The sequence below is a fragment of the Nonomuraea maheshkhaliensis genome (assembly GCF_039529435.1).
In the GTDB taxonomy this organism is placed as follows: domain Bacteria; phylum Actinomycetota; class Actinomycetes; order Streptosporangiales; family Streptosporangiaceae; genus Nonomuraea; species Nonomuraea maheshkhaliensis.
On sequence record NZ_BAAAMU010000032.1, the window covers coordinates 29,456 to 54,211 of the forward strand.

General features: G+C 71.1%; 23 protein-coding genes. 17 read left to right on the top strand and 6 right to left on the bottom strand.

Annotated features, from left to right (window positions below; all coding sequences use genetic code 11):
* The first annotated feature begins 24 nt into the window (after positions 1-24).
* The 3 genes from ABFX54_RS22410 to ABFX54_RS22420 all read left to right on the top strand — a co-directional run bounded on the left by ABFX54_RS22410 (position 25) and on the right by ABFX54_RS22420 (position 2,348).
* Positions 25-1,218 (top strand): cytochrome P450, encoded by a 1,194-nt coding sequence (locus tag ABFX54_RS22410; protein WP_346107686.1) that lies wholly within the window; start codon positions 25-27, stop codon positions 1,216-1,218.
* 6 nt (positions 1,219-1,224) lie between these two features.
* Positions 1,225-1,416: a ferredoxin gene (locus ABFX54_RS22415; RefSeq protein ID WP_346107688.1), complete on the top strand. Its 192-nt coding sequence runs from the start codon at positions 1,225-1,227 to the stop codon at positions 1,414-1,416.
* 485 nt (positions 1,417-1,901) lie between these two features.
* Positions 1,902-2,348 carry an SAV_6107 family HEPN domain-containing protein gene (locus ABFX54_RS22420; RefSeq protein ID WP_346107690.1) on the top strand — a complete coding sequence of 149 codons (447 nt, stop codon included), beginning with the start codon at positions 1,902-1,904 and terminating at the stop codon, positions 2,346-2,348.
* Between the two features lie 866 nt (positions 2,349-3,214).
* On the opposite strand, the gene bldD is transcribed toward ABFX54_RS22420, so the two are convergent.
* The 6 genes from bldD to ABFX54_RS22450 all read right to left on the bottom strand — a co-directional run bounded on the left by bldD (position 3,215) and on the right by ABFX54_RS22450 (position 9,552).
* Positions 3,215-3,709, bottom strand: a complete 495-nt coding sequence (gene bldD / locus ABFX54_RS22425) for a transcriptional regulator BldD (RefSeq protein WP_026214021.1) — start codon at positions 3,707-3,709, stop codon at positions 3,215-3,217.
* Positions 3,710-4,010: 301 nt separating this feature from the next.
* Positions 4,011-4,874, bottom strand: coding sequence for a universal stress protein (locus tag ABFX54_RS22430; RefSeq protein ID WP_346107692.1), 864 nt, complete (start codon positions 4,872-4,874; stop codon positions 4,011-4,013).
* Positions 4,871-6,295: an amino acid permease gene (locus tag ABFX54_RS22435; RefSeq protein ID WP_346107693.1), complete on the bottom strand. Its 1,425-nt coding sequence runs from the start codon at positions 6,293-6,295 to the stop codon at positions 4,871-4,873. Before ABFX54_RS22435 ends, ABFX54_RS22430 begins: the two co-directional genes overlap by 4 nt.
* A 9-nt stretch (positions 6,296-6,304) precedes the next feature.
* Positions 6,305-7,240, bottom strand: coding sequence for a carbamate kinase (gene arcC / locus ABFX54_RS22440; RefSeq protein WP_346107695.1), 936 nt, complete (start codon positions 7,238-7,240; stop codon positions 6,305-6,307).
* Positions 7,241-8,248 carry an ornithine carbamoyltransferase gene (gene argF / locus ABFX54_RS22445; protein ID WP_346107697.1) on the bottom strand — a complete coding sequence of 336 codons (1,008 nt, stop codon included), beginning with the start codon at positions 8,246-8,248 and terminating at the stop codon, positions 7,241-7,243.
* A 59-nt stretch (positions 8,249-8,307) separates the two neighbouring features.
* Entirely contained in the window at positions 8,308-9,552 is a 1,245-nt protein-coding gene (locus ABFX54_RS22450) for an arginine deiminase (RefSeq protein ID WP_346107698.1), read from the bottom strand.
* Between the two features lie 283 nt (positions 9,553-9,835).
* Here ABFX54_RS22450 and pyrR point away from each other — a divergent pair, with 283 nt between their 5' ends.
* The 14 genes from pyrR to metK all read left to right on the top strand — a co-directional run bounded on the left by pyrR (position 9,836) and on the right by metK (position 24,609).
* Complete coding sequence (pyrR, locus tag ABFX54_RS22455) at positions 9,836-10,435, top strand: bifunctional pyr operon transcriptional regulator/uracil phosphoribosyltransferase PyrR (protein ID WP_346107700.1); 600 nt, start codon at positions 9,836-9,838, stop codon at positions 10,433-10,435.
* Entirely contained in the window at positions 10,432-11,349 is a 918-nt protein-coding gene (locus ABFX54_RS22460) for an aspartate carbamoyltransferase catalytic subunit (protein ID WP_346107702.1), read from the top strand. Before pyrR ends, ABFX54_RS22460 begins: the two co-directional genes overlap by 4 nt.
* Positions 11,346-12,638 (top strand): dihydroorotase, encoded by a 1,293-nt coding sequence (locus tag ABFX54_RS22465; protein WP_346107703.1) that lies wholly within the window; start codon positions 11,346-11,348, stop codon positions 12,636-12,638. Before ABFX54_RS22460 ends, ABFX54_RS22465 begins: the two co-directional genes overlap by 4 nt.
* On the top strand, positions 12,635-13,783 hold the full coding sequence (gene carA, locus ABFX54_RS22470; RefSeq protein WP_346107705.1) for a glutamine-hydrolyzing carbamoyl-phosphate synthase small subunit: 1,149 nt from the start codon (positions 12,635-12,637) through the stop codon (positions 13,781-13,783). The genes ABFX54_RS22465 and carA overlap by 4 nt, the downstream gene beginning before the upstream one ends.
* Before the next feature lie 3 nt (positions 13,784-13,786).
* Positions 13,787-17,074, top strand: a complete 3,288-nt coding sequence (carB, locus tag ABFX54_RS22475) for a carbamoyl-phosphate synthase large subunit (RefSeq protein ID WP_346107707.1) — start codon at positions 13,787-13,789, stop codon at positions 17,072-17,074.
* Between the two features lie 38 nt (positions 17,075-17,112).
* On the top strand, positions 17,113-17,964 hold the full coding sequence (locus ABFX54_RS22480; protein WP_346107709.1) for a dihydroorotate dehydrogenase electron transfer subunit: 852 nt from the start codon (positions 17,113-17,115) through the stop codon (positions 17,962-17,964).
* Positions 17,954-18,931 (top strand): dihydroorotate dehydrogenase, encoded by a 978-nt coding sequence (locus tag ABFX54_RS22485; RefSeq protein ID WP_106244887.1) that lies wholly within the window; start codon positions 17,954-17,956, stop codon positions 18,929-18,931. Before ABFX54_RS22480 ends, ABFX54_RS22485 begins: the two co-directional genes overlap by 11 nt.
* A 66-nt stretch (positions 18,932-18,997) precedes the next feature.
* Entirely contained in the window at positions 18,998-19,690 is a 693-nt protein-coding gene (pyrF, locus tag ABFX54_RS22490) for an orotidine-5'-phosphate decarboxylase (protein WP_346107711.1), read from the top strand.
* 570 nt (positions 19,691-20,260) lie between these two features.
* Entirely contained in the window at positions 20,261-20,584 is a 324-nt protein-coding gene (mihF, locus tag ABFX54_RS22495) for an integration host factor, actinobacterial type (protein ID WP_020541698.1), read from the top strand.
* Positions 20,585-20,705: 121 nt separating this feature from the next.
* Positions 20,706-21,293: a guanylate kinase gene (gene gmk / locus ABFX54_RS22500; RefSeq protein WP_346107778.1), complete on the top strand. Its 588-nt coding sequence runs from the start codon at positions 20,706-20,708 to the stop codon at positions 21,291-21,293.
* Positions 21,294-21,297: 4 nt separating this feature from the next.
* Positions 21,298-21,567 carry a DNA-directed RNA polymerase subunit omega gene (rpoZ, locus tag ABFX54_RS22505; protein WP_043638590.1) on the top strand — a complete coding sequence of 90 codons (270 nt, stop codon included), beginning with the start codon at positions 21,298-21,300 and terminating at the stop codon, positions 21,565-21,567.
* Positions 21,568-21,575: 8 nt separating this feature from the next.
* Complete coding sequence (gene coaBC / locus ABFX54_RS22510; RefSeq protein WP_346107714.1) at positions 21,576-22,802, top strand: bifunctional phosphopantothenoylcysteine decarboxylase/phosphopantothenate--cysteine ligase CoaBC; 1,227 nt, start codon at positions 21,576-21,578, stop codon at positions 22,800-22,802.
* Positions 22,803-23,050: 248 nt separating this feature from the next.
* The gene (locus ABFX54_RS22515; protein WP_346107716.1) at positions 23,051-23,293 is read left to right on the top strand and encodes a hypothetical protein; all 243 of its coding nucleotides are present in this window, start codon (positions 23,051-23,053) and stop codon (positions 23,291-23,293) included.
* A gap of 128 nt (positions 23,294-23,421) precedes the next feature.
* Positions 23,422-24,609, top strand: coding sequence for a methionine adenosyltransferase (gene metK, locus ABFX54_RS22520; RefSeq protein WP_346107718.1), 1,188 nt, complete (start codon positions 23,422-23,424; stop codon positions 24,607-24,609).
* Positions 24,610-24,756: the final 147 nt, after the last annotated feature.

Below are 24,756 nucleotides of genomic sequence, written 5' to 3' on the forward strand. Positions count from 1 at the left end.
GGGAGACAGGAAAGGAGCCCGATCATGTCCGAACTGACCATGCCCACCACCCGCCGGCGCCCGCTCGACCCGCCGGAAAAGCTCACGGAGCTGCGACAACACGGCGCCCTGCACCGCATGACGTACGCCGACGGCCACCAGGGCTGGCTGGTGACCGGCTACGCGGCCGCCCGCGCGGTGCTGGCGAGCCCCCACTTCAGCAACCTGACCGAGAAGCAGCATCCGCCGATCAAGGCCGCCAGGATGAACCTGTCGGACAAGGGCAAGGCCAAGCTGCCGCCCGGGTTCTTCCTGCGCATGGACGAGCCCGAGCACACGCGCTTCCGCAAGCTGCTGACCGGGCAGTTCACGGTGCGCCGGATGAAACTCCTCGAACCGCGCATCGCGGAGATCGTCGACGCGCGCCTCGACGCGATGGTCGCCGCGGGCGGCCCGGTGGATCTCGTGCAGGAGTTCGCGCTGCCGATCCCGTCGCTGGTGATCTGCGAACTGCTCGGGGTGCCGTACGAGGACCGCTCGAGCTTCCAGCAGGACACCAAGCTCCTGGCCAGCCTGGAGACCGAGGCCGACGACGCCCTGGCGGCCCTGGGGCGGATCTCCGCGTTCATGTACGGGCTGATCCAGCGCAAGCGCGCCCAGCCGGCCGACGACCTCATCAGCGGGCTCATCGAGACCGGCGAGCTGAACGACGAGGAGCTCACCGGCGTCGCGCTCCTGCTGCTGATCGCCGGGCACGAGACGACCGCCAACATGCTCGGGCTGGGGACGTACGCGCTGCTCACGAACCCCGACCAGCTCGCCGCGATGCGCGACGACCCGGCGGCGGTGGACAACGGCGTGGAGGAGCTGATGCGTTACCTCACGATCATCCACCTCGGCCCGATCCGTACGGCGCTGCGGGACGTGGAGATCGAGGGCGTCACGATCGAGGCCGGGCAGACGGTCACCCTCCACCTGCCCACCGCCAACCGCGACCCCTCCCGCTTCGCCGGCGGCGACGAGCTCGACCTCGCCCGCCCCGCCGGTGGGCACCTCACCTTCGGCCACGGCATCCACCAGTGCCTCGGCCAGCAGCTCGCCCGCGCCGAGATGCGCATCGCCTTCCCCGCGCTGCTGCGCCGCCTGCCTGGCCTACGCTTGGCGGTAACACCCGAGGAGGTGCCGATGCGCTCGGACATGTCCATCTACGGAGTGCACCGCCTCCCTGTCACTTGGTAGGTCAAGATGAAGATCAAGGCAGACGAATCGGTGTGCATCGGGGCGGGCATGTGCGCGCTGACGGTGCCGGCGGTGTTCGATCAGAGTGAGGAGGAGGGCACGGTCGTGCTCCTGCAGGAGGCGCCGCCGCGGGATCTGGAGGACGCCGTACGCCGTGCCGTGACCCTGTGCCCGTCCGGGGCCATCTCGGTCGAGTGAGGGCCGGCGTCCCCTTGACGCCCTCCTGACGCCCATCCGCCGCCGCCGCGCCCTGTCCCGCGACGGCGGCTCTCTCATGCCCGTACGGCGGCGCGAATGCCCGTACGGCGGCGCGAACGCGGCGGTCAGCGGTCACTGGTGGGCACTTTTTCTTCATGGTCATCGAACCTGTGTTCGTGGAATCGGTTGACACCGAGCGTGATCGAAATTATGTTCGACCTAGTGACGGTGAGGCTCGCGGCTCAACGTCACCAGGACCTGGTCGCGGGCCGTTCGCTTCCCCAAGCGATCCCCGCGGCCAGGCTCCACGGGCGAAGGGCGCGTCCTCGTCGTCGGCGGAGACGAGCGGGCGTGTCCTGGCCGGACGGGGTGAGGGGAAGCTCCTCGTCCGGCCAGCCCGGCGGAAATGTCGGTGGCGTCTGCGATTGTTGGCACCACCGGCGGAGACGCCGGACGCCGCCCACGACTCCAAGGAGGCGCGCAAGATGGCACCACGGCCTAGAGAAACGCCCGGGCCCCGGTTGTCGGCTGCGGTTCGGGCACACCTGACCGATTCACGTTCCTGCCTGGCGGATGCGACCGGCGCTCGCACCCCGGCATCCCGATATGTGGCCGCCCACCTGGCGGCTCTCCGAGCGGCGGCGGCGATCCTGGCCGCCCGGCCCCGCCCCATGGAGGGGCGCCGGCGCCGCCTGCGCAGCGCGTGGGAGCTGCTGCCGGAGGCGGAGCCGCACCTGGCCGAGTGGGCCGCCTACTTCGCCACCACCGCCGACAAGCGCGCGGCGGCGGAGGCGGGCATGGTGCGCCGCATCAGCGCCGCCGACGCGGACGAGATCCTGGCCGAGGCCGAGACCTTCGTCTCGGCGGTCGAAGACCTCCTGGGCGTTCCAGGGCAGCCCCAGCTCCCGGTGAACGTCCCACTGGCCGGCTGACCGGCGTCTTCCCCTATGCCCCGGCAAGAGGCCCGGCGCTCGCCCTGACGCCCGGTGGCCGTCCCGGCCGGTGGCGGCATCCCCCGGCGGCTGTGCGGCCGACGGGCTGGCTTCGCGCGGACGCGTTCCCTCCGATCGGGCCCCCTTCCGGCGAGATGTCCCCCGGGCGTGCCCTGCCCCGGCCGGGCCGCCCCTGCGGAGGTGTGTCCCCCGGACGCACCCCGCCTCCGGCCAGGACTCCTTTCGGCGGGGTGTCCCCCCGGCCGCGACCCGTCTGGACCGGGTCGCCTCCTGCCGCATCCACAGCCCGGCTCGCGCCCTTCGCGCGCTTTTCGGTGCCGCTGCGCCGAGCGCGCCCGGCCGGCACCGCCACCAAGGCGATCACCGGCGGCCCTCGACGCCTGGGCTGCTTTCGGGTGCGATGCCTTCCGGGCGCGGCCCGTTCCGAGCGGGGCGGCCTCCGGCACACTCGCGCCTGGCCGACGCGCCTGCGCGCTGCCGAGCGCGCCGGTCCGGCGCCTCCACCAGGACCACGAGCGGCAACCGCCATCGTGGCCCGCCGGCTGGGCTGCTTGCCTGCGGGATGGCTTCCTGAGGCGCGGAGCGGCACAACGCCCGGGCCCGCACGCCCGTGAGCGCGCGACGCCGTGCCCGGCTCGGCAGGGGATGCCGAAGGGCCCGCCGGTGTGCGGCGGGCCCCAGGGTGAAGCGGGTGGCTTTCGGACGGGCGTCCGTGGACCGAGGGTCTGAACTGGCGGCCCCGGCGTGGAACGGAACCGCCGGGGGCCTCAAGCTGACTGTCTCAAAGTGGCAGACCTCGGGCTGGAGGACCAGCGGGCCCGAGGCCGGACGACCTCAAGGACGTCTCAGAAGGACTCCACGGCCCGGCGGGCCTCGGCGTCGAGGACGCCCCAGCTGATCAGCTCCTCGGTCAGCTCGCTCGGCGACTTGTCGTAGATCACGGCCAGGGAGCGCAGGTCCTCCTGGCGGATCGACAACACCTTGCCGTTGTAGTCGCCGCGCTGGCTCTGGATCGTCGCGGCGTAACGGGCAAGGGCGCCGGCCTTCTCCTTGGGCAGGGTCGCCAGGCGCTCCAGGTCGATCACAAGCTTGGGTGTCGGCCCGAGCGGGCTGGGGGCGGCTCCGCCCGGCAGCAGCTCGGAGACGGGCACCCCGTAGAAGTCGGCAAGCTCGGCAAGCTTCTGCACGGTCACCGCTCGGTCGCCGCGCTCATAAGAGCCAACGACTACGGCTTTCCACCTGCCACGCGACTTCTCCTCGACTCCATGCAGGGACAGCCCCTGCTGGGTGCGGATGGCGCGGAGTCGTGCACCCAGCGACTTTGCGTACTCAGACGGCATCGTGTGGCCCCCCGGCTCTCGTATGTATCGCTCTCAGTAGATTGTGCTCCCTTGCGGCGTATGCCCCGGCCACCGGGGGGTCTGATGCCAGGCTCGGCACCATCGGTAGCCATGGCCCTGGGTTTACCCCAGAACGCCGCGCGGTGTGGTTACGCACAGTGACGGTAAAGGGGTGGACGCCGAAGGTCAAGCTGATTGGAAAAAAGATGCCGAATCCGGTCCGGTAGGGAACGCCGCAAACGCCCCTCATGCCCCACTGGTAACGCTGCTTCGTCAGGGTTTGACGACATTTTCGCGGCGGTCAAGGCTGCCGGATGAGCACCATGACAGGGCAGGTCGAGGCCCTGACGATCTTGATCGAGGTGTCCCCGAGGAACACCCGCCTGAGTGGCCCGGTGTCGCTGGAAGCGCATATGATCATCTCGCCGGGCAGCCACGAGGTCGCGGCGAGTGCCTGGGCCACGTTGCGGCCCTCCAGCACTTCGACCTCCACGGGCGAGCGCCGCTGCCCCCTGGCCGCGGCGCGCAGGTCGGCCGCGGCCTGGTCGCGCAGACGGGCGAGCATCTCTTCCTCGATCCTCACCCGCCTGCCGCTGCTGACCACCAGCGTGATCAGCCGCAGCGGCACGTCGAGCGCCGCGGCCGCCCTGGCCGCGTCCTTGACCGCCACGTCGCAGCCGGGGCCGCGCCGGTAGGCCACGGTGAGACGGTCGAAGGCGGCCGGCGGCTCGTCGCCGTAGCCGCGCGGTGCGAGCAGGACGGGAACGGAGGAGCTGTGCAGGAGCTGGTCGGCGGTGCTGCCCACCGAGATGAGCCCCCTGCCGCGCCCCGGCGCCGAGCCGATCACCACGACGTCCGCGCCGCGCCTGCGCGCCAGCTCCACCAGCCCGCGCCCGCTGCCCCGATGGGTGTGCGTGATGTACTCGGCGTCGTCGCCGGCCAGCTCGCGGGCCTGGGCGAGGGTGGCGGCGGCCTGCTCGTGCAGGTAGGCCCGCCACGCGCTCTCCTCGGCCCTGGCGGGCCCCGGCGCGGAGGTGGCGGGCGGCAGCACGTTCGCCACCGTCAGCCGCGCCCGCGCCTGGTCCCTGAGCAGCACGGCCAGGGCCAGCCCGTCGCGCCCCCGCGGGCCCGCCACGTATCCGGCCAGTACGTTGTCCAGCTTCATGAGCCCACCTCGGCGTTCAGCCGTGAATGGCGATAGCCGTACAGGAAGTAGCAGATCAGGCCCGCGAGCATCCACAGCGCGAACGCCAGCCAGGTGACCCCGGCCAGCCCCGCCATGACCACGACGCACAGGATCGCGCCCAGCGCCGGCGTGGCCGGGAACAGCGGCGTGCGGAAGCCGCGCGGCAGCTCGGGGCTGCGGTAACGCAGGACGAGCACGCCGACGTTGACGATGGCGAAGGCGAACAGCGTGCCGATGCTGGTCGCCTCGGCGAGCTGACCGAGCGGCACCAGCCCGGCCAGCACGGAGATGAACGCGGCCACGATGAGCGTGTTGGCGACCGGCACCTGCCGGCGCGGGTCGACCCGCTGGAAGATCCGGGGGATGAGCCCGTCGCGCGACATCGCGAACAGGATGCGGGTCTGGCCGTAGATGACGGTGAGCACGACGCTGGCGATGGCGATGACCGCGCCGAAGGAGACGATCAGGCCGGGCCAGGTGGCGCCCACGGCGAGGTCGGCGACGTACGACAGGCTCGCCTCTGTGCCCTCCTCGTCGAACTCGGTCCACGGCATCGCCCCGACCGCGGCCAGGGCGACCAGCACGTAGACGACGGTCACGATGACCAGCGACAGGATGATCGCCAGCGGCAGGTCACGCCTGGGGTTCTTGGCCTCCTCACCGGCGGTGGAGGCGGCGTCGAAGCCGATGTAGGAGAAGAACACCTGGGAGGCGGCGGCGGTGACGCCGGCCACGCCCATGGGCGCGAAGGGCGTGAGGTTGCCGGACCGGAAGGCGGTGAACGTCACCGCGCAGAAGAACAGCAGCACCGCGATCTTGATGAGCACGAAGAACGCGTTGGCCTTCGCGCTCTCGGAGGCCCCGTACAGCAGCAGCCAGGTGGCCAGCAGCACGATGACGATCGCGGTGACGTTGACCACGCCGCCGTCCTGGCCGGGGGAGCGGGTGATCGCGTCCGGCAGCTCGAAGCCGAACAGGGCGTGCAGGAAGGAGTTGAGGTATTCGCCCCAGCCGACGGCCACGGCCGCCACGGAGACGGCGTACTCCAGCATCAGGCACCAGCCGCAGATCCAGGCCACGAGCTCGCCCAGCGTCGCGTACGCGTACGAGTAGGACGAGCCGGACACCGGGATCGTGCCGGCCAGCTCCGCGTACGACAGCGCCGAGAACAGCGCCGTGATCGCCGCCAGCACGAACGCCAGCACCACCGCCGGACCCGCCTTGGGCACCGCCTGCCCGAGGATCACGAAGATGCCCGTGCCCAGCGTGGCGCCGACGCTGAACAGCGTCAGCTGCCACAACGTCATCGTGCGCCGCAGCTCGCCGCCCTCGCCGTGACCGCCCTCGGCCACGATGCGCTCGGTCGGCTTGGTGCGCAAGAGACGCCCGGCCAGTGTCATGGACGCCCCCTACAGCGTGCTCGTCAGCGGCCACCTGCCGTTGGGTGTGACGATGGTTCCCGCGGAGCCGTCGAGTATGCGCTCGGCCTCGTCCAGCCGCCCGATGGCCGCCATGTCGCCGGTCGTCTCGACGAACCGGCAGACCGCCTCCACCTTCGGCCCCATCGACCCGGCGGGGAAGTCGAGCGCCCGCAGCTCGTGCGGGGTGGTGTGGCCGATCTCGCTCTGCTCGGGCGTGCCGAAGCCGCGCATGACGCGCGGCACGTCGGTCAGGCTCAGGAACGCGTCGCAGTCGAGCGCCTCGGCCAGCATCGAGGTGGTGAGGTCCTTGTCGATCACGGCCTCCACGCCCGTCAGCCGCCCGCGCTCGTCGCGCACGACGGGGATGCCGCCGCCGCCCGCGCAGACCACGATCACGCCATCGCCCGTCATCCGGCGGATCAGCCGGGTCTCGACCACGCGCTGCGGGGCGGGGGAGGGGACGACGCGGCGCCAGTGGCGGCCGTCCTGGGCGACCGTCCAGCCGCGCTCTGCGGCCAGCTTCTCGGCCTCCTCCCGCTCGTAGACCTGGCCGACGAACTTGGCCGGCCGCTCGAACGCCGGGTCGACGGCCGAGACGAGCGTCTGCGTGACCATGGCCAGCACCTGGCGTCCCGGCAGCGCGTTCTGCAGGGCCTGCTGGATCCAGTAGCCGAGCAGGCCCTGCGTCTGCGCGCCCAGCGCGTCGAACGGGTAGGGCCTGGTCAGGCCGGGGTCGGCGGCCGACTGCGCGGCCAGCATGCCGACCTGGGGGCCGTTGCCGTGGGTGATGACCAGCTCGTGCTCGGCCGCGAGCCGGGCGAGCGTCCTGACGGCCGTGCGCACGTTGGCGACCTGCGTGTCGGCGTCCGGCCGCTGGCCGCGCCGCAGGACGGCGTTGCCGCCCAGAGCCACGATGACCCGCATTCAGTCTCCCAAGGTCGCGACCATGATGGCCTTGATGGTGTGCAGCCGGTTCGCGGCCTGGTCGAAGACGATCGAACGCGGCGACTCGAACACCTCGTCCGTCACCTCCAGCGCGTCGAGCCCGGTCCTGTCGTAGATCTCCCGCCCGACCTCGGTGCCGCGGTCGTGGAAGGCGGGCAGGCAGTGCATGAACTTCACCGAGGGGTTGCCTGTGGCCTTCACCACGGCCTCGTTCACCTGGTACGGCAGCAGCAGCTTGATCCGCTCGTCCCACACCTCGGCGGGCTCGCCCATCGACACCCACACGTCGGTGTAGAGGAAGTCGACCCCTTTGACGCCCTTGTTCACGTCGTCGGTCACGGTGATCGTGGCGCCGGTGCCGGCCGCCACCCGCTCGGCCGGCCCGAGCACGGACTCCGGATCGGGCCACAGCGCCCTGGGAGCCACGACGCGGGTGTCCATGCCGAACATGGCGCCCGTCACCAGCAGCGAGTGCCCCATGTTGTTGCGCGCGTCGCCCAGGTAGGCGAAGGACACCTCGCGCAGCGGCCGGCCGGCGTGCTCGCGCATGGTGAGCATGTCGGCCAGCGTCTGTGTGGGATGCCACTCGTCGGTCAGCCCGTTCCACACCGGCACCCCCGACAGCGCCGCCAGCTCCTCGGCGTGGGCCTGCCTGCTGCCGCGGTACTCGATGCCGTCGTACATGCGGCCCAGCACCCGCGCGGTGTCGGCCACCGACTCCTTGTGCCCGAGCTGGGTGCCGGCCGGATCGAGGTAGGTCGTGTGCGCCCCCTGGTCGTGGGCGGCCACCTCGAAGGCGCAGCGGGTGCGCGTGGAGGTCTTCTCGAAGATCAGCGCGATGTTCCTGCCGCGCAGCCGCGGCCGCTCGGCGCCGGCGTGCCTGGCCGCCTTCAGCTCGGACGACAGGCGCAGCAGGAAGCCGAGCTCGTCCGGCGTGAAGTCGAGCTCTTTCAGGAAACTGCGCTCGCGCAGGTCGACGGCCGTCATCGTGCCGCGCTCACCCGGGCTGTGCTCATCTGGGCGGTGCTCATCTGGACCAGATCCCCCTAGACGGCGTCACGTTCGAGCGGGCAGCTCATGCACCGCGGCCCCCCGCGGCCCCGGCCGAGCTCGCTGCCCCTGATCGTGATCACCTCGATGCCGTTGTCACGCAGATGGTTGTTGGTGGTGGTGTTGCGCTCGTAGGCCACGACCACGCCGGGTTCGACCGCGAGGCCGTTGCAGCCGTCGTCCCACTGCTCCCGCTCGGCCGCGTACACGTCCTGGGTGGGTGTCAGGACCGTGATGTCCGGCAGGTCGAGCGCGTGCGCGATGGCCTTGTGCATGTCCTGCGGCGGGTGGTCGGTGACCTTCAGCTCCTTGGGGGTGTCGCCGGGCTCGATGGTGTACGCGGGCAGCATGCCGAGGCCCGCGTACTTGGTGAACACCCCCACGTCCAGCATCGTCATCACGGTGTCGAGATGCATGAACGCGCGCGCCTTCGGCATGTCGAGCGCCACGATCGTGTGCGCGGAGCCGGCCCTGAACAGCCGCTGCGCCAGCATCTCGACCGCCTGCGGCTGGGTGCGCTCGCTCATCCCGATCAGCACCGCGCCGCGCCCGATGACCAGCACGTCGCCGCCCTCCATGGTGGCGGGGCCCACCGACTGGCCGGGCATCCAGCAGTGGTAGCCGCCCTGGCCGGGCCGGTTGAAGCCGCCGGCGAACGTCGGGTGATACATGTAGACGGCCTCCATGTTGACCGTCTCGCGCATGCGGGCCTTCTTCTTCATCGCGTTGATCGACACGCCGTCGTAGATCCAGCAGGACGTGTCGCGGGTGAACAGGTGGTTGGGCAGCGGCGGCAGGATGAAGTCGTCGTCGCCCGTGGCGTGGAAGGTCACCGCCTTGGGCTCGCAGCCCATCGCGACCAGCTCGCGCTTGGTGATGCCGCCGGTCAGGTAGAGCTGGAGGGTGGCGGAGTCGAGCCCGTCGAGGGTGTTGCGGATGTCGTCGATGGCGACGGGGCCCAGCCAGCGCTCGTCGATGACCGCGTCCAGGATGTGCTTGCGGGCCTCGGGGATCTCCACCGTCTCCCTGAGCAGGTCGGCCAGCTCGTGGACGACCACGCCCCGGTCGGTGAGCACCTGCTGGAACTCCTCGTGCTCCTCGACCGCCCGCTGCACCCAGAGCACGTCGTCGAAGAGGAAGGCGTCCTTGCTGGTGGGGGTCAGTCGTTTCAGCGCGAGGTCGGGCTTGTGCACCAGGACCTGGCGCAGCCGTCCGACCTCGGACTCGACATGGAAGGTCATCCCTGCTCTATCCCCCTCAAAAGGGCGTAAATCACGCGCCAGCCCCCGCCTCGCGCGCGTCTGACCTGCCCCGCCGGCGCCGCGCCGACACCACGACGGCAGCGTGGCGGCCCGGGAAATTACCTGATCGAGGCCATCGGCTGAACCGGCGACCGGACGGTCGCTCCCCGTGCGGTCGCGGCGGGGGTCACGCATCGTGGCTGGTAGCCCCTGGTACTGTGTGTCCCGACCGACACCCTTTTAAGACCCGTCCCGTGAGGCGGGAAAGGTGGTGAGATTCGCCATGTCCGATTCCAGAGGCCCCGATTCCCGGGGGCCGTCCTCCGCACCACAGCCCGGGCACGACTCCAGGGCCGTGCTGGAGGCACCCGACATCCATCGGGCGCTGACCCGGATCGCGCACGAGATCCTCGAACGCACCAAGGGCGCCGACGACGTGGTCCTGCTCGGCATCCCCACGCGCGGCGCGACGCTGGCCCGCCGGCTCGGCGACCGCATCGAGCAGTTCGAAGGCCGCAAGATCCCCATCGGTTCGATCGACATCACCATGTACCGCGACGACCTGCGGCGCGGCCCCGTCCGCCCGCTAGGCCCCACCGAGCTGCCGCCCGACGGCATCGACGGCAGGGTCGTCGTGCTCGTCGACGACGTCCTCTACTCCGGCCGCACCGTGCGGGCCGCGCTCGACGCGCTCAACGACCTCGGCCGCCCCACCGCCGTGCAGCTCGCCACCCTGGTCGACCGCGGCCACCGCGAGCTGCCCATCCGCGCCGACTACGTCGGGAAGAACCTCCCCACCGCCAAGAGCGAGAAGGTCAAGGTCTACCTGAACGAGATCGACGGCCGCGACGCCGTCCTGCTCATGAAGGGGGACACCAAGTGAAGCGGCACCTCATCTCGGCCGGTGACCTGGCCAAGGACGACGCCCTGCTCATCCTCGACACCGCCGAGGAGCTGGCCAGGGTCTCGGAACGTTCCATCAAGAAACTGCCGACGCTGCGCGGGCGCACGGTGGTCAACCTGTTCTTCGAGGACTCCACCCGCACCAGGATCTCGTTCGAGGCGGCGGCCAAGCGGATGTCCGCCGACGTGATCAACTTCTCCGCCAAGGGGTCGAGCGTCTCCAAGGGCGAGTCGCTCAAGGACACCGCTCTCACCCTGGAGGCCATGGGCGCCGACGCGGTCGTCATCCGCCACAGCGCCTCCGGCGCGCCGCACCGCCTGGCCAACTGGGTGCACGGCAGCGTCGTCAACGCCGGCGACGGCACCCACGAGCACCCCACCCAGGCGCTGCTCGACGCCTTCTCCATGCGCCGGCGCCTGGGCAACCTGGAAGGGCGCAGCGTCACCATCGTCGGCGACGTGCTGCACAGCCGTGTCGCCCGCTCCAACGTGCTGCTGCTGCACACACTCGGAGCCCAGGTCACCCTCGTCGCGCCGCCCACGCTGCTGCCGGTCTCGATCGGCACCTGGCCGTGCGAGGTCTCCTACGACTTCGACGCCGTGCTGCCCAAGTCCGACGTGGTGATGATGCTGCGGGTGCAGAAGGAGCGGATGAACGCCGCGTACTTCCCCAGCGCCCGCGAATACTCCCGCCGCTACGGCCTCGACCGCGACCGGTTCGCCAAGATGCCCGACGACGCGATCGTCATGCACCCCGGGCCGATGAACCGGGGCATGGAGATCGCGGCCGAGGTGGCCGACTCGGCCCGGTCCACGATCGTCGAGCAGGTCGCCAACGGCGTGACCATCCGCATGGCCGTCCTGTACCTGCTGCTCGGGGGAGAGAACGCGTGAACATAGCGAATGTCAGGATCCTCGGCGGGGAGCCCGTCGACATCCGGATCGACGGCGGCGTCATCGCCGAGATCGGGCCGGGCACGGCCGGAACGGCCGGCGACGTCGTGGACGCCCAGGGCGCGATCGTGCTGCCCGGGCTCGTGGACCTGCACACCCACCTGCGCGAGCCCGGCCGCGAGGACGCCGAGACCGTCCAGACCGGCACCCAGTCCGCCGCCCGCGGCGGCTACACCGCCGTGCACGCCATGGCCAACACCTCGCCCGTCGCCGACACCGCCGGCGTGGTCGAGCAGGTGTGGCGGCTCGGCCGCGAGTTCGCCCACTGCGACGTGCACCCGGTCGGCGCCGTCACCGTCGGCCTGGAGGGCAGGCAGCTGGCCGAGCTGGGTGCGATGGCCGACTCCGCCGCCCGCGTGCGCGTCTTCTCCGACGACGGCAAGTGCGTGGACGACGCCGTGCTCATGCGCCGCGCCCTCGAATACGTCAAGGCGTTCGACGGCGTCATCGCCCAGCACGCCCAGGAGCCCAGGCTCACCTCCGGCGCCCAGATGAACGAGGGCGTCGTGTCCGGCCGGCTCGGCCTGACCGGCTGGCCCGCCGTCGCCGAAGAGGCGATCATCGCCCGAGACTGCCTCCTGGCCGCCCACGTCGGCTCCCGGCTGCACGTCTGCCACGTCTCCACGGCCGGCTCCGTCGAGATCCTGCGCTGGGCCAAGTCCAAGGGCTGGAACGTCACGGCCGAGGTCACCCCGCACCACCTGCTGCTCACCGACGACCTCGTCGAGGAGTCGCCGGTGGGCGCCTACAACCCGATCTACAAGGTCAACCCGCCGCTGCGCACCCGCGCCGACGTCGAGGCGCTGCGCGCCGCGCTGGCCGACGGCACGATCGACGTCGTGGCCACCGACCACGCGCCCCACCCGGTCGAGGACAAGGAGACCGAGTGGTCGGCCGCGGCCATGGGCATGGTCGGCCTGGAGACCGCGCTCAGCGTGGTCCAGGAGGCCATGGTCGAGACGGGCCTGCTCGACTGGGCGGGCGTCGCCGACCGCATGTCCGCGGCCCCCGCCCGCATCGGCCGGCTCAGCGGCCACGGCCGCCCGATCGAGGTGGGCGCGCCCGCCAACCTCACCCTCTACGACCCGTCCGTACGCACGAAGGTCGACCCCGCCGCCTTCGCCTCCAAGAGCAGGAACACCCCCTACGAGGGGATGACGCTGCCCGGCCGGGTGGTGGCCACGTTCCTGCGCGGCAGGCCGACCGTTCTCGAAGGGAAGCTGGTTTGAACACAGCGCTGCTCGTCCTGGAAGACGGCCGCGTCTTCCACGGAACCCCGTACGGAGCCGAAGGCGAGACGTTCGGCGAGATGGTCTTCAACACCGGCATGACCGGCTACCAGGAGACCCTGACCGACCCCTCCTACCACCGGCAGATCGTCGCCATGACGGCGCCACACATCGGCAACACCGGCGTCAACGACGAGGACCCCGAGTCGGGCCGCGTCTGGGTGGCCGGCTACGTCGTGCGCGAGCCGTCCCGCGTCGTCTCCAACTGGCGCGCCAACCGCTCGCTCGACGACTACCTCAAGGAGCAGGGCGTCGTCGGCATCGCGATCCCCGGCACCCGAGCGCTCACCCGCCACCTGCGCGAGCGCGGCGCCATGCGGGCCGGCATCTTCAGCGCGCCCTCGGCGCCGGTCGAGGAGCTGGTCGAGCTGGTCCGCGAGTCGCCCCGCATGGAGGGCGCCGACCTGGCCGGCGAGGTCGCCACCGAGGAGACCTACGTGGTCCCCGCCATCGGCGACAGGCGGTTCACCGTCGCCGCCGTGGACCTGGGCATCAAGGGCATGACGCCGCATCGGATGGCCGAGCGCGGCTGCGAGGTGCACGTGCTGCCCGCCGGCGCCACCTTCGAGCAGATCATGGCCGTCTCGCCCGACGGCGTGTTCCTGTCCAACGGGCCGGGCGACCCGGCCACGGCCGACGTCACCGCGCTGCGGAAGGTGCTGGAGGCCGGGGTGCCGTTCTTCGGCATCTGCTTCGGCAACCAGCTGTTCGGGCGGGCGCTCGGGCTCTCGACGTACAAGCTGCGTTACGGCCACCGGGGCGTCAACCAGCCTGTCCAGGACGTGCGGACCGGCAAGGTGGAGATCTCGGCGCACAACCACGGGTTCGCCGTGGAGGCGCCGCTCGACGGGCCGTTCGAGACCCCCTACGGGCCGGCCGAGGTCAGCCACGTCAACCTCAACGACCGCTGCGTGGAGGGGCTGCGCCTGCTCAGCGGGCGGGCCTTCAGCGTCCAGTACCACCCTGAGGCCGCCGCGGGCCCCCACGACGCCGCCTACCTCTTCGACGAGTTCTGCGCGGTGATGGCGGCCGCGCGCGGCGAGGCCGCGCAGCATCCGAACCCGACCACTTCTGTGAGGTCTTGAGCCGTGCCCAAGCGTGAGGACATCAGGTCCGTCCTGGTCATCGGCTCGGGGCCGATCGTGATCGGACAGGCGTGCGAGTTCGACTACTCCGGCACCCAGGCGTGCCGCGTGCTGCGGGACGAGGGCTTCCGCGTCGTCCTGGTCAACAGCAACCCGGCGACGATCATGACGGACCCCGAGTTCGCCGACGCCACGTACGTCGAGCCGATCACCCCCGAGTTCGTCGAGAAGATCATCGCCAAGGAGCGCCCCGACGCGCTGCTGCCCACGCTGGGCGGCCAGACCGCGCTCAACACCGCCGTGGCCCTGCACGAGTCGGGCGTGCTCGACAAGTACGAGGTCGAGCTCATCGGCGCCGACTTCGACGCCATCCAGGCGGGCGAGAACCGCGAGCTGTTCAAGGAGATCGTCGCCAAGGTCGCCCGCGAGCACGGGCTCAACGCCGAGTCGGCCAAGTCCGTCATCTGCCACACCATGGACGAGTGCCTGGCCGGCGCGGCCGAGCTGGGCTACCCCGTGGTCGTGCGGCCCTCGTTCACCATGGGCGGGGCCGGCTCCGGCTTCGCCTACGACGAGGAGGGCCTGCGGCGCATCGCGGGCGCCGGGCTCGACGCCTCCCCGACCACCGAGGTGCTCCTGGAGGAGTCGATCCTCGGCTGGAAGGAATACGAGCTGGAGGTCATGCGCGACAAGGCCGACAACGTCGTCATCGTCTGCTCCATCGAGAACATCGACCCGATGGGCGTCCACACCGGCGACAGCGTCACCGTCGCGCCCGCGCTGACCCTGACCGACCGCGAATACCAGAACATGCGCGACGTCGCCATCGCGGTCATCCGCGAGGTCGGCGTCGACACCGGCGGCTGCAACATCCAGTTCGCGGTGGACCCGCGCACCGGCCGCATGATCGTCATCGAGATGAACCCGCGCGTGTCGCGATCCTCCGCGCTGGCCTCCAAGGCCACCGGCTTCCCGATCGCGAAGATCGCGGCCAAGCTGGCCATCGGCTACACCCTCGACGAGATCCCCAACGACATCACCAAGGAGACGCCGGCCTCCTTCGAGCCGACGCTCGACTACATCGTGGTGAAGGTGCCGCGCTTCGCGTTCGAGAAGTTCAGGGGCGCCGACCAGACGCTCACCACGCACATGAAGTCCGTCGGCGAGGCCATGGCCATCGGCCGCTCCTTCCCCGAGGCGCTGCAGAAGGCGCTGCGCTCGCTGGAGAAGAAGGACTCCTCCTTCTCCTGGGCCGGCGACGTGGCGGCCAAGGACGACTTGCTGGAGGCGTGCAGGACCCCGCACGACGGGCGGCTGCGCACGATGCAGCAGGCCATCAGGGCCGGCGCCACGCCCGACGAGCTGTTCGCGGCCACCAGCGTCGACCCGTGGTTCATCGACCAGCTCTTCCTGCTCGACGAGGAGGCCGGGGCCGTGGCAGCGGCCGACGAGCTGACCGCCGAGGTGCTGGAGCGGGCCAAGCACCTCGGGTTCAGCGACGTGCAGATCGGCGAGCTGCGCGGCATCGACGAGGCCAGGGTGCGCGACCTGCGGCACGCGCTCGGGCTGCGTCCCGTCTACAACACCGTCGACACGTGCGCGGCCGAGTTCGCCGCCAGGACGCCCTACCTCTACTCCACCTACGACGAGGAGAACGAGGTCCCCGGCGGCGACCGGCAGAAGGTCATCATCCTCGGCTCCGGGCCCAACCGCATCGGGCAGGGCATCGAGTTCGACTACGCCTGCGTGCACGCCTCGTTCGAGCTGTCGCGGGCCGGGTTCGAGACCGTCATGGTCAACTGCAACCCCGAGACCGTCTCCACCGACTACGACACCTCCGACCGGCTCTACTTCGAGCCGCTCACGCTGGAGGACGTCCTGGAGGTCGTGCACGCCGAGCAGCAGACCGGGCCGGTCGCCGGCGTGATCGTTCAGCTCGGCGGGCAGACGCCGCTGGGCCTGGCGCAGGCGCTGAAGGACGCGGGCGTGCCCGTCGTCGGCACCTCGCCCGAGTCGATCCACCTGGCAGAGGAGCGCGGCGCGTTCGGGCGGGTGCTGGCCGAGGCGGGCCTGCCCGCGCCCAAGCACGGCACCGCCGTGACCGTCGGCGAGGCCCACGAGATCGCCGCCGAGATCGGCTACCCCGTGCTCGTCCGCCCCTCCTACGTGCTCGGCGGGGCCGGCATGGCCATCGTGTACGACGAGGAGACGCTCACCACCTACATGGCGGCCCAGGAGGGCGGCCACCCGGTGCTGGTCGACAAGTTCCTCGACGAGGCCATCGAGATCGACGTGGACGCCCTCTACGACGGCACCGAGCTCTACCTGGGCGGCGTCATGGAGCACATCGAGGAGGCCGGCATCCACTCCGGCGACTCCGCCTGCGCCCTGCCGCCCATCACGCTCGGCAGCGCCGACATCAAGGCCATCCGCGCCGCCACCGAGGCCATCGCCTCAGGGGTGGGCGTGCGCGGGCTGCTCAACGTCCAGTACGCCATGTCGGCCGGCGTCCTGTACGTCCTGGAGGCCAACCCGCGCGCCAGCCGTACGGTGCCGTTCGTGTCCAAGGCCACGGCGGTGCCGCTGGCCAAGGCGGCGGCCAGGGTGATGCTCGGCGCGTCGATCGCCTCGCTGCGCGAGGAGGGCATGCTGCCCGCCTCCGGCGACGGCGGCACGCTGCCGCTCGACGCCTCCATCGCGGTCAAGGAGGCCGTGCTGCCGTTCAACCGGTTCCGCGGCGTCGACACCGTGCTCGGGCCCGAGATGCGCTCGACCGGCGAGGTCATGGGCATCGACGAGTTCTTCGGGATCGCGTTCGCCAAGTCCCAGGCGGCCGCCTACGGCCGGCTTCCGATCAAGGGACGCGCGTTCGTATCCGTGGCCAACAGGGACAAGCGTGCGATGATCTTCCCTGTGAAGGCACTGGCGGACCTCGGGTTCGAGATCCTCGCCACCGAGGGCACCGCCGAGGTGCTGCGCCGCAACGGCGTCCATGCCAAGATCGTGCGAAAGCACAGCGAGGGGACGGGTCCAGGAGGTGAGCCGACGAGCGTGCAGGCCATTCTGGACGGCGAGGTCGACCTGATCGTCAACACGCCCTTCGGCAGCCCTGGCCAGTCGGGGCCGCGGCTCGACGGCTACGACATCCGCACGGCCGCGGTGCTGCGGGGCATCCCGTGCATCACCACGGTCTCGGGGCTCGCCGCCGCCGCGGCCGGCATCCAGGCGATCGTGCGCGGCGACATCGGCGTGCGGTCCCTGCAAGAGCACGCTCAGGCACTCCGGGGCTGACCCCGCACGGGAGGTGAAGACGACTGGCCGGCACACCGGTGCAGGTGACGGGCACGGTGCTGACGACGCGCCGGGTCGACGCCTACCATGCGCTGACGGTGGTGGCGCCCGGCATCGCCGAGCGTTACCGTCCCGGCCACTTCGTCTCCGTGGCCGTCGGAGGGGCCCACACGTCGATGGTGACGCGCCGCGCGCTGTCCATCCACGACGTGAAGGCCGACTACGGCGGCACGGTCGAACTCGTCTTCACCACCCGCGGCCCCGGCACGGCCTGGCTGGCCGACCGGCGCGCCCGTGACACGCTCGACCTGGTCGGGCCGCTCGGGCGTCCCTTCCCGCTGCCGCGCGACCCCGTCCACTGCGTGCTGGTCGGCGCCGAGTACGGCTCCGCCGTGCTCTTCCCGCTGGCCGACGCGCTGCTGGAGCGGGGCTGCCGGGTCGACTTCGTGCTCGGCGGCAGCGGGGCCGAACGGGTGTTCGGGGCGATGCGGGCGAGAAGGATGGCCGAGACGACCACGCTGACCACCGAGGACGGCTCACTGGGGCTGCGCGGCACGGTCACCGACGCGCTGCCCGCGGTGATCGCCGACACGCGGGCCGACGCCGTCTACGCGTGCGCGCCCATGGCGACGCTGCGGGCGGTGACGGCGGTGGCGATGGAGTTCGACATCCCGGTGCAGGTGGCCGTCGAGGAGTCGATGGCCTGCGGTATCGGGGTGTGCATGACGTGCGTGCTGCCCGTCATCGGGGACGACGGGGCGACCAGGATGGTCAGGGCGTGCGCGGAGGGGCCGGTGTTCCGGGGGGAGCGGGTGCGCTTCGAGGACGTGGGAACGATCCCGTTCGACGCGCTCGGCGCCCCCGGAGGCGGTGCACGACATGTCAGTTGATATGCGGACTTTTCTGGCGCACGTGGAGCTGGCGAACCCCATCACCACCGCCGCCGGCTGCGCCTCGTCGGGGCGCGAGCTGGCCCAGTTCTTCGACCTGCACCGGCTCGGCGCCCTGACCACCCGCTCGATCACCATGGCGCCGCGCGCGGGCCGGCCCACGCCGCGCATGGCCGAGACGCCCTCCGGCATGCTCAACGCCGTCGGCCTCCAGGGGCCGGGCATCGACGCGTTCCTGGAGCGCGAGCTGCCCTGGCTGGCCCAGCGCGGCATCAAGACCATCGTCTCCATCGGCGGCGGCACCGTCGCCGAATACTCCGAGCTGGCCCGCAGGCTCGCCGACGCGCCCGGGGTGACCGCGCTGGAGGTCAACCTCTCCTGCCCCAACATGGAGGACCGGGGGCGCGTCTTCGCCCGCGAGGGCAGCGCCGCCGCCGAGGTCATCGCCTCCGTACGCTCCATCATGCGCTACGACGTGCCCGTCGTCGCCAAGCTCGCGCCCGACGTGGCCGACATCGTCTCCGTGGCCCGCGCCTGCGTGGACGCGGGGGCCGACGCCCTGTCCATGATCAACAACCCGCTCGGCATGGCCATCGACACCGAGGCGCTGCGGCCCTCGCTCGCCGCCGTCACCGGCGGGCTGTCCGGGCCGGCCATCCTGCCGCTGGCCGTACGGTGCGTGTGGCAGGTCCACGCCGCCCTGCCCGGAGTGCCGCTGATCGGCATCGGCGGCGTGATGAGCGGCAGGGACGCCTTCCAGCTGGTCCTGGCCGGGGCCTGCGCGGTCGGAGTCGGCACGGCGCTGTTCCACGACCCCTACGCCTGCCTGCGCATCGAGCGCGAGCTTGAGGACCTGCTGCGGGCCCGCGGCTTCCAGCGGCTGGCCGACGCCGTCGGCCTGGCGCACCGCCCGCCGGGCAGCGCGCCCCGGCACCTGCTGGTCGACACCGAGGAGAGCACGCCTTGACCCCCGCACGCCGGGGCCTGTCATCAGGGAGCACGCATTGACCACCGAACGCCAGGAGAGCACGTCTTGACCACCGCACCCATCGCCGTCGCTCTCGACGCCCCCGACCTGGAGACCGCCGCCCGCTGGGCCTCCCTGGTCACCCCCCACGTCAGCACGGTCAAGGTGGGCCTGGAGCTCTACCTGCGCTACGGCCCCGACGTGATCGCCTCCGTGCGGGGGGCCAGCGGCGTGCGCGTGTTCCTCGACCTCAAGCTGCACGACATCCCCAACACCGTCGCCGGCGCCGCGCGTGCCGTGGCCCGGCTGCGGCCCGCGATCCTCACCGTGCACGCCGCCGGCGGGCCCGCCATGATCAGGGCCGCCGTCGAGTCCGCCCCGCACACCCAGATCGCCGCCGTGACCATCCTGACCTCGCTGACGGAGGGCGACCTGGAGCGCATCGGGCTGGCCGGCCCCGCCGAGGACGCCGTACGCCGATTGGCAGCGCTGTCGGTCGAGGCGGGCGCGACGGCCCTGGTGTGCTCGCCCAACGAGGTCTCCGCCGTACGGTCGGAGGTCGGCGACGGGATCACGCTCATCACGCCCGGCGTGCGCCCCGTCGGGGCCGCCACGCAGGACCAGATGCGCGTGGCCACGCCGGAGCAGGCCCTGGCCGACGGGGCGGACCTGCTCGTCATCGGACGGCCGATCACGGGCTCGCCCGATCCGGGCGCGGCCGCCGCCCCCATCGCCGCCTCCCTGCGCCGCGCCTCCTGACACGTCGCTCCTGACACGCCGCCTGTCTGACGCCGCGGCTTCCGACGCGGCGTCTCCTGGCGACCCGCCGGCTCCGGTGCGCGTCGCCACGAGGGGGGCGTGGCGAGCGGCCGGCCGTGCGGTGAACGTCCCGGTGCGACGAGGCGGGTGGCCGGACGCACGGTGAACGCCGCGACACGGGGTGGTGGCGTCCGGTCGCGCGCGGAGACCGTGACGCGGCGCCGCGTGCGACACGCTCGCGACGCGCCGCTCACAAGATCATAATGCATCCGTGCGGGCCGCCGCGCACCCTTGGACGATCTGGTTTCGGCCCTGGTGCGGGCCGGGTTTCGGACATCGGCCGGTGCCGGAAAGGTGATCATCGTTGCGTTTCGCGACATCGGCGCGAGCCGACGCGTGAAGGCGGATGTGAGGGCGATTTGATCAGCAGAAGGTGATTTTACGCTTACGGAGAGTGATGAAGTGGATTTTGTGGGGAGAGAAACCGCTCTTGACGTTGCTTAGGGGGCGATGACCAGCTAGTTTCCCTTCCCGTCCGAGTACATCGACAGAAATTCGAGGTGACCCGGCGTGGCTCTTCCTCCCCTGACCCCTGAGCAGCGCGCCGCAGCCCTGGAGAAGGCTGCCAAGGCCCGTAAAGAGCGTGCCGAGGTCAAGAACCGGCTCAAGCATGGCGCGGTTTCTCTGGCTGAGGTGCTCAAGGATGGGCAGACCGACGACGTCATCGGCAAGATGAAGGTGTCGGCTTTGTTGGAATCGCTCCCCGGCGTGGGCAAGGTCCGCGCCAAGCAGCTCATGGAGCGGCTCGCCATCGCCGAGTCCCGCCGCGTGCGGGGTCTCGGTGCGAACCAGAGGGCCTCCCTCGAGCGCGAGTTCGGTGGCAACGAGAGCTAATCTCTGTTCCACAGGAAAGCGCGGGTTCAACGGGGGGTAGGAAGTGACCGACAGGTCCTGGTCCGGCGATGTCAGTGCCCACGAGGCGGTCGGACCCGGAACGGAGGTCGGCTTCCCACCCCTGAGAGACAAGCGCCTGACGGTCCTGTCCGGACCGTCGGGCGTCGGTAAGTCCACGGTAGTCGCCGAGCTCCGGCGGGCACACCCCGAGGTGTGGCTGTCGGTCTCGGTGACCACCAGGAGACCCCGGCCCGGCGAGGTCAACGGGGTCCACTACTTCTTCGTCGACGGCGAGGAGTTCGACCGGCTGGTCGAGAGCGGCGAACTGCTGGAGTGGGCGGAGTTCGCCGGCAACCGCTACGGCACGCCGCGCGAGCCGGTGCTGAAGAAGCTCGCCGGCGGCGTACCGACCCTGCTGGAGATCGACCTCGAAGGCGCCCGCCAGGTGCGGGCCAGCATGCCGGAGGCGCTGCTGGTCTTCCTGGCCCCGCCCAGCTGGGAAGAGCTGGAGAAGCGGCTGCGCGGACGCGGCACCGAGCCCGAAGACGTCATCGCGCGCCGGCTGGAGGCCGGGCGGGTCGAGATGGCGGCCGAGAACGAGTTCGACCTCACCTTGGTCAACACGAGCGTCCAAGACGTGTGTCATCGCCTGATAGCCTTGATGACTGACCCTCAGGGGGTCACGACAACCACCAACCGAGAGGTCTGACATCGTGGCAGGCACCACCCCGGCCGCGGAGGGCATCACCAACCCGCCGATCGACGCGCTGCTCGACATCGTCGACAGCAAATACTCCCTGGTGATCATGGGTGCCAAGCGCGCCCGCCAGATCAACGCCTACTACTCCCAGCTCGGCGAGGGCCTGCTCGAATACGTCGGGCCGCTGGTCGAGACGCACGCTCAGGAGAAGCCGCTGTCCATCGCGCTGCGCGAGGTCTCCGAGGGCCTGCTCAACGCCGAGCCCATCGAAGGCGCGGTCTGACCCCTTCGATGAAGGTCGTCCTGGGCGTCAGCGGCGGCATCGCCGCGTACAAGGCGTGTGAGCTGCTGCGCCTGTTCACCGAGTCCGGCCACGAGGTGCGGGTCGTCCCGACCCGCGAGGCCCTGAAGTTCGTGGGCGCGCCCACCTGGGCCGCCCTGTCGGGCAACCCCGTGTCGGCGGAGGTGTGGGACGACGTCCACGAGGTGCCCCACGTGCGGATCGGCAAGGGGGCCGACCTCGTCGTGGTGGCGCCCGCGACGGCCGACGTGCTGGCCAGGGCCGCCCACGGGCTGGCCGGCGACCTGCTGACCAACACGCTGCTCACGGCCACGTGCCCGGTCGTCTTCGCGCCCGCGATGCACACCGAGATGTGGCAGCACGCCGCCACCCGCGCCAACGTCGCGACGCTCCGCTCGCGCGGGGCCGTCGTGATCGACCCGGCGGTCGGCCGGCTCACCGGCGCCGACACCGGGCCAGGGCGGCTGCCCGACCCGGCCGAGATCTTCCAGGCGTGCCTGCGCGTGCTCCGCGGCCGGCCCCGTGACCTGGCCGGGCGCAAGGTCGTCGTCTCCGCGGGCGGCACCCGCGAGGCCATCGACCCCGTCCGCTTCATCGGCAACCGCTCCACCGGGCTGCAGGGTTACGCCCTCGCCAAGACGGCCGCCGCCAGAGGTGCCGAGGTGACGCTGGTCGCGGCCAACGTCGCGCTCCCCGACCCCGCGGGGGCCGCGATCGTGCGGGTCGAGTCCACGGCGCAGTTGCGCGAGGCCGTGCTGGCCGCCTCCGCCGACGCCGACGTGGTGGTCATGGCCGCCGCGGTCGCCGACTTCCGTCCCGAGACGCGTCACGACGCCAAGATCAAGAAGACCGATGGCGAGCCCGAGGCGATCCGGCTGGTCAAGAACCCCGACATCCTCGCCGAGCTCGGCGAGCGCCGCCGCGCCGCGCCGGCGGCCGGCAACGGGTCCGAGCGCCCGGGCGCGGTGCTGCCGCGGGTCATCGTCGGGTTCGCGGCCGAGACGCACGACGTGCTCGCCAACGGGCAGGCCAAGCTCGCCCGCAAGGGATGCGACCTCCTGGTCGTCAACCAGGTGGGGGAGGGGCTGGCCTTCGGCACCGCGGGCAACGCGGCCACCGTGCTGGTGGCGGGCGGCGAGGCGGTCGAGGTGCCGTTCGGGCCCAAGGAGGACCTGGCCGACGTGGTCTGGGACCTCGTGGCCGTCCGCCTCCCCTGAAACGCCCCCAAATGCCGCATACTGGACACGACGCCCATCTGTCGTACAAAGCGTTCATAACCAATTACTCGATCACCTGTTGCAACACCCCCGGACGCCTGCGGATACTTAGGTCGAAGGGGGATGGAATGCCGGTTGGTTCCGCTGTCAGGGATCGTTGTAGGACGCTGCTCGGAGACCAAGGGGAGATTCACTACGTCTTCCCTGCCTTCTGTTCAGGCGCGGAGGGAACGGGGAATTTCCTCATCGTGGTCACCGGTTCCACCATCAGTGTCCTGGCCACCAGGACGCTGCGCTCCGATCGGCCCGTGTCGGTGTTCGCGGAGTTCCCGCGCGACACCAGGCTCGGGCCCATCCTGCCCGGCCACGTGATCGAGCTGGGGTCGATGGTGTTCGAGTTCGACGAGGAGTACGCCGCCGTGGTGTCGGCCGCAGACGCGGAGATGTTCGCGCCGGAGACCCTCCCGCCCGATCCGCTGCCCGAACTGTGACGGCGGTCAGATGGTGGACGGTTTCGCGACCTGGCGCCGGGTAGGGCTAGACTTCGGCGAGGCCCAGGCATGCTCATGCGCCCCGGGCCTTACATACGTCAGCAGCCGCTGCATGAGGAGCCACTGAGTTGTCACGTCGCCTGTTCACCTCCGAGTCGGTCACCGAGGGCCACCCGGACAAGATCGCTGACCAGATCAGTGACGCGATTCTCGACACCATGCTGAAGGACGACCCCAAGAGCCGTGTCGCCGTCGAGACTCTGATCACTACCGGCCAGGTCCACGTCGCAGGCGAGGTCACGACCGAGACCTACGTCGACATCCCCGGCGTCATCAGGGAGAAGATCCTCGAGATCGGCTACGACGCCTCGCACAAGGGCTTCGACGGCGCCTCCTGTGGTGTGTCGGTGTCCATCGGCGCGCAGTCGCCCGACATCGCCCAGGGCGTCGACGACGCCTACGAGCACCGCGTGGGCGGCGACGGCGACGAGCTCGACCGCCAGGGCGCCGGCGACCAGGGCCTCATGTTCGGCTACGCCTGCCGCGAGACCCCCGAGCTGATGCCGCTGCCGATCACGCTCGCCCACCGGCTGGCCCAGCGCCTGTCCGCGGTGCGCAAGTCCGGCACGGTCCCCTACCTGCGTCCCGACGGCAAGACCCAGGTCACCATCGAGTACGACGGCGACACGCCGGTCCGGCTCGACACCGTGGTCGTCTCCACGCAGCACGCCGCCGAGATCGACCTCAAGGAGATGCTGACGCCCGACATCAAGGAGCACGTGGTCGACCCCGTGCTCAAGGACGTCGAGATCGACACCGAGGGCTACCGGCTGCTGGTCAACCCGACCGGGCGCTTCGAGATCGGCGGGCCGATGGGCGACGCCGGCCTCACCGGCCGCAAGATCATCATCGACACCTACGGCGGCATGGCCCGCCACGGTGGCGGCGCCTTCTCCGGCAAGGACCCGTCCAAGGTCGACCGCTCGGCCGCCTACGCCATGCGCTGGGTCGCCAAGAACGTCGTCGCGGCCGGGCTCGCCGACCGGTGCGAGGTGCAGGTGGCGTACGCGATCGGCAAGGCTCAGCCGGTGGGCCTGTTCGTCGAGTGCTTCGGCACCGAGAAGATCGACGTGGAGAAGATCCAGGCCGCGGTGCTGCAGGTGTTCGACCTGCGTCCGGCCGCGATCATCCGCGACCTCGACCTGCTGCGGCCGATCTACTCGGAGACCGCCGCCTACGGTCACTTCGGCCGCGAGGGCTTCTCCTGGGAGTCCACCGACCGCGCCGAGGCCCTGCGCACCGCCGCCGGCCTCTGACACCCACCGCGGCGTGACTTCGCGCCGCATCCTGATCCGCGCCGCGGCCTGACCGCCGCAGCCTGACCTGACTTGCGCTGCGGGCGCTCCAGGCTTCTCACGGACGGGCGGCGCCCCCCCCCGCGGGGGGGCCGGGCGCGGCCTGGG

Coding starts and splice junctions, on each gene's coding strand:
- ABFX54_RS22410 (WP_346107686.1), top strand. CDS start 25: ATGTCCGAACTGACCATGCCCACCACCCGCCGGCGCCCGCTCGACCCG.
- ABFX54_RS22415 (WP_346107688.1), top strand. CDS start 1,225: ATGAAGATCAAGGCAGACGAATCGGTGTGCATCGGGGCGGGCATGTGC.
- ABFX54_RS22420 (WP_346107690.1), top strand. CDS start 1,902: ATGGCACCACGGCCTAGAGAAACGCCCGGGCCCCGGTTGTCGGCTGCG.
- bldD (WP_026214021.1), bottom strand. CDS start 3,709: ATGCCGTCTGAGTACGCAAAGTCGCTGGGTGCACGACTCCGCGCCATC.
- ABFX54_RS22430 (WP_346107692.1), bottom strand. CDS start 4,874: ATGAAGCTGGACAACGTACTGGCCGGATACGTGGCGGGCCCGCGGGGG.
- ABFX54_RS22435 (WP_346107693.1), bottom strand. CDS start 6,295: ATGACACTGGCCGGGCGTCTCTTGCGCACCAAGCCGACCGAGCGCATC.
- arcC (WP_346107695.1), bottom strand. CDS start 7,240: ATGCGGGTCATCGTGGCTCTGGGCGGCAACGCCGTCCTGCGGCGCGGC.
- argF (WP_346107697.1), bottom strand. CDS start 8,248: ATGACGGCCGTCGACCTGCGCGAGCGCAGTTTCCTGAAAGAGCTCGAC.
- ABFX54_RS22450 (WP_346107698.1), bottom strand. CDS start 9,552: ATGACCTTCCATGTCGAGTCCGAGGTCGGACGGCTGCGCCAGGTCCTG.
- pyrR (WP_346107700.1), top strand. CDS start 9,836: ATGTCCGATTCCAGAGGCCCCGATTCCCGGGGGCCGTCCTCCGCACCA.
- ABFX54_RS22485 (WP_106244887.1), top strand. CDS start 17,954: ATGTCAGTTGATATGCGGACTTTTCTGGCGCACGTGGAGCTGGCGAAC.
- coaBC (WP_346107714.1), top strand. CDS start 21,576: ATGAAGGTCGTCCTGGGCGTCAGCGGCGGCATCGCCGCGTACAAGGCG.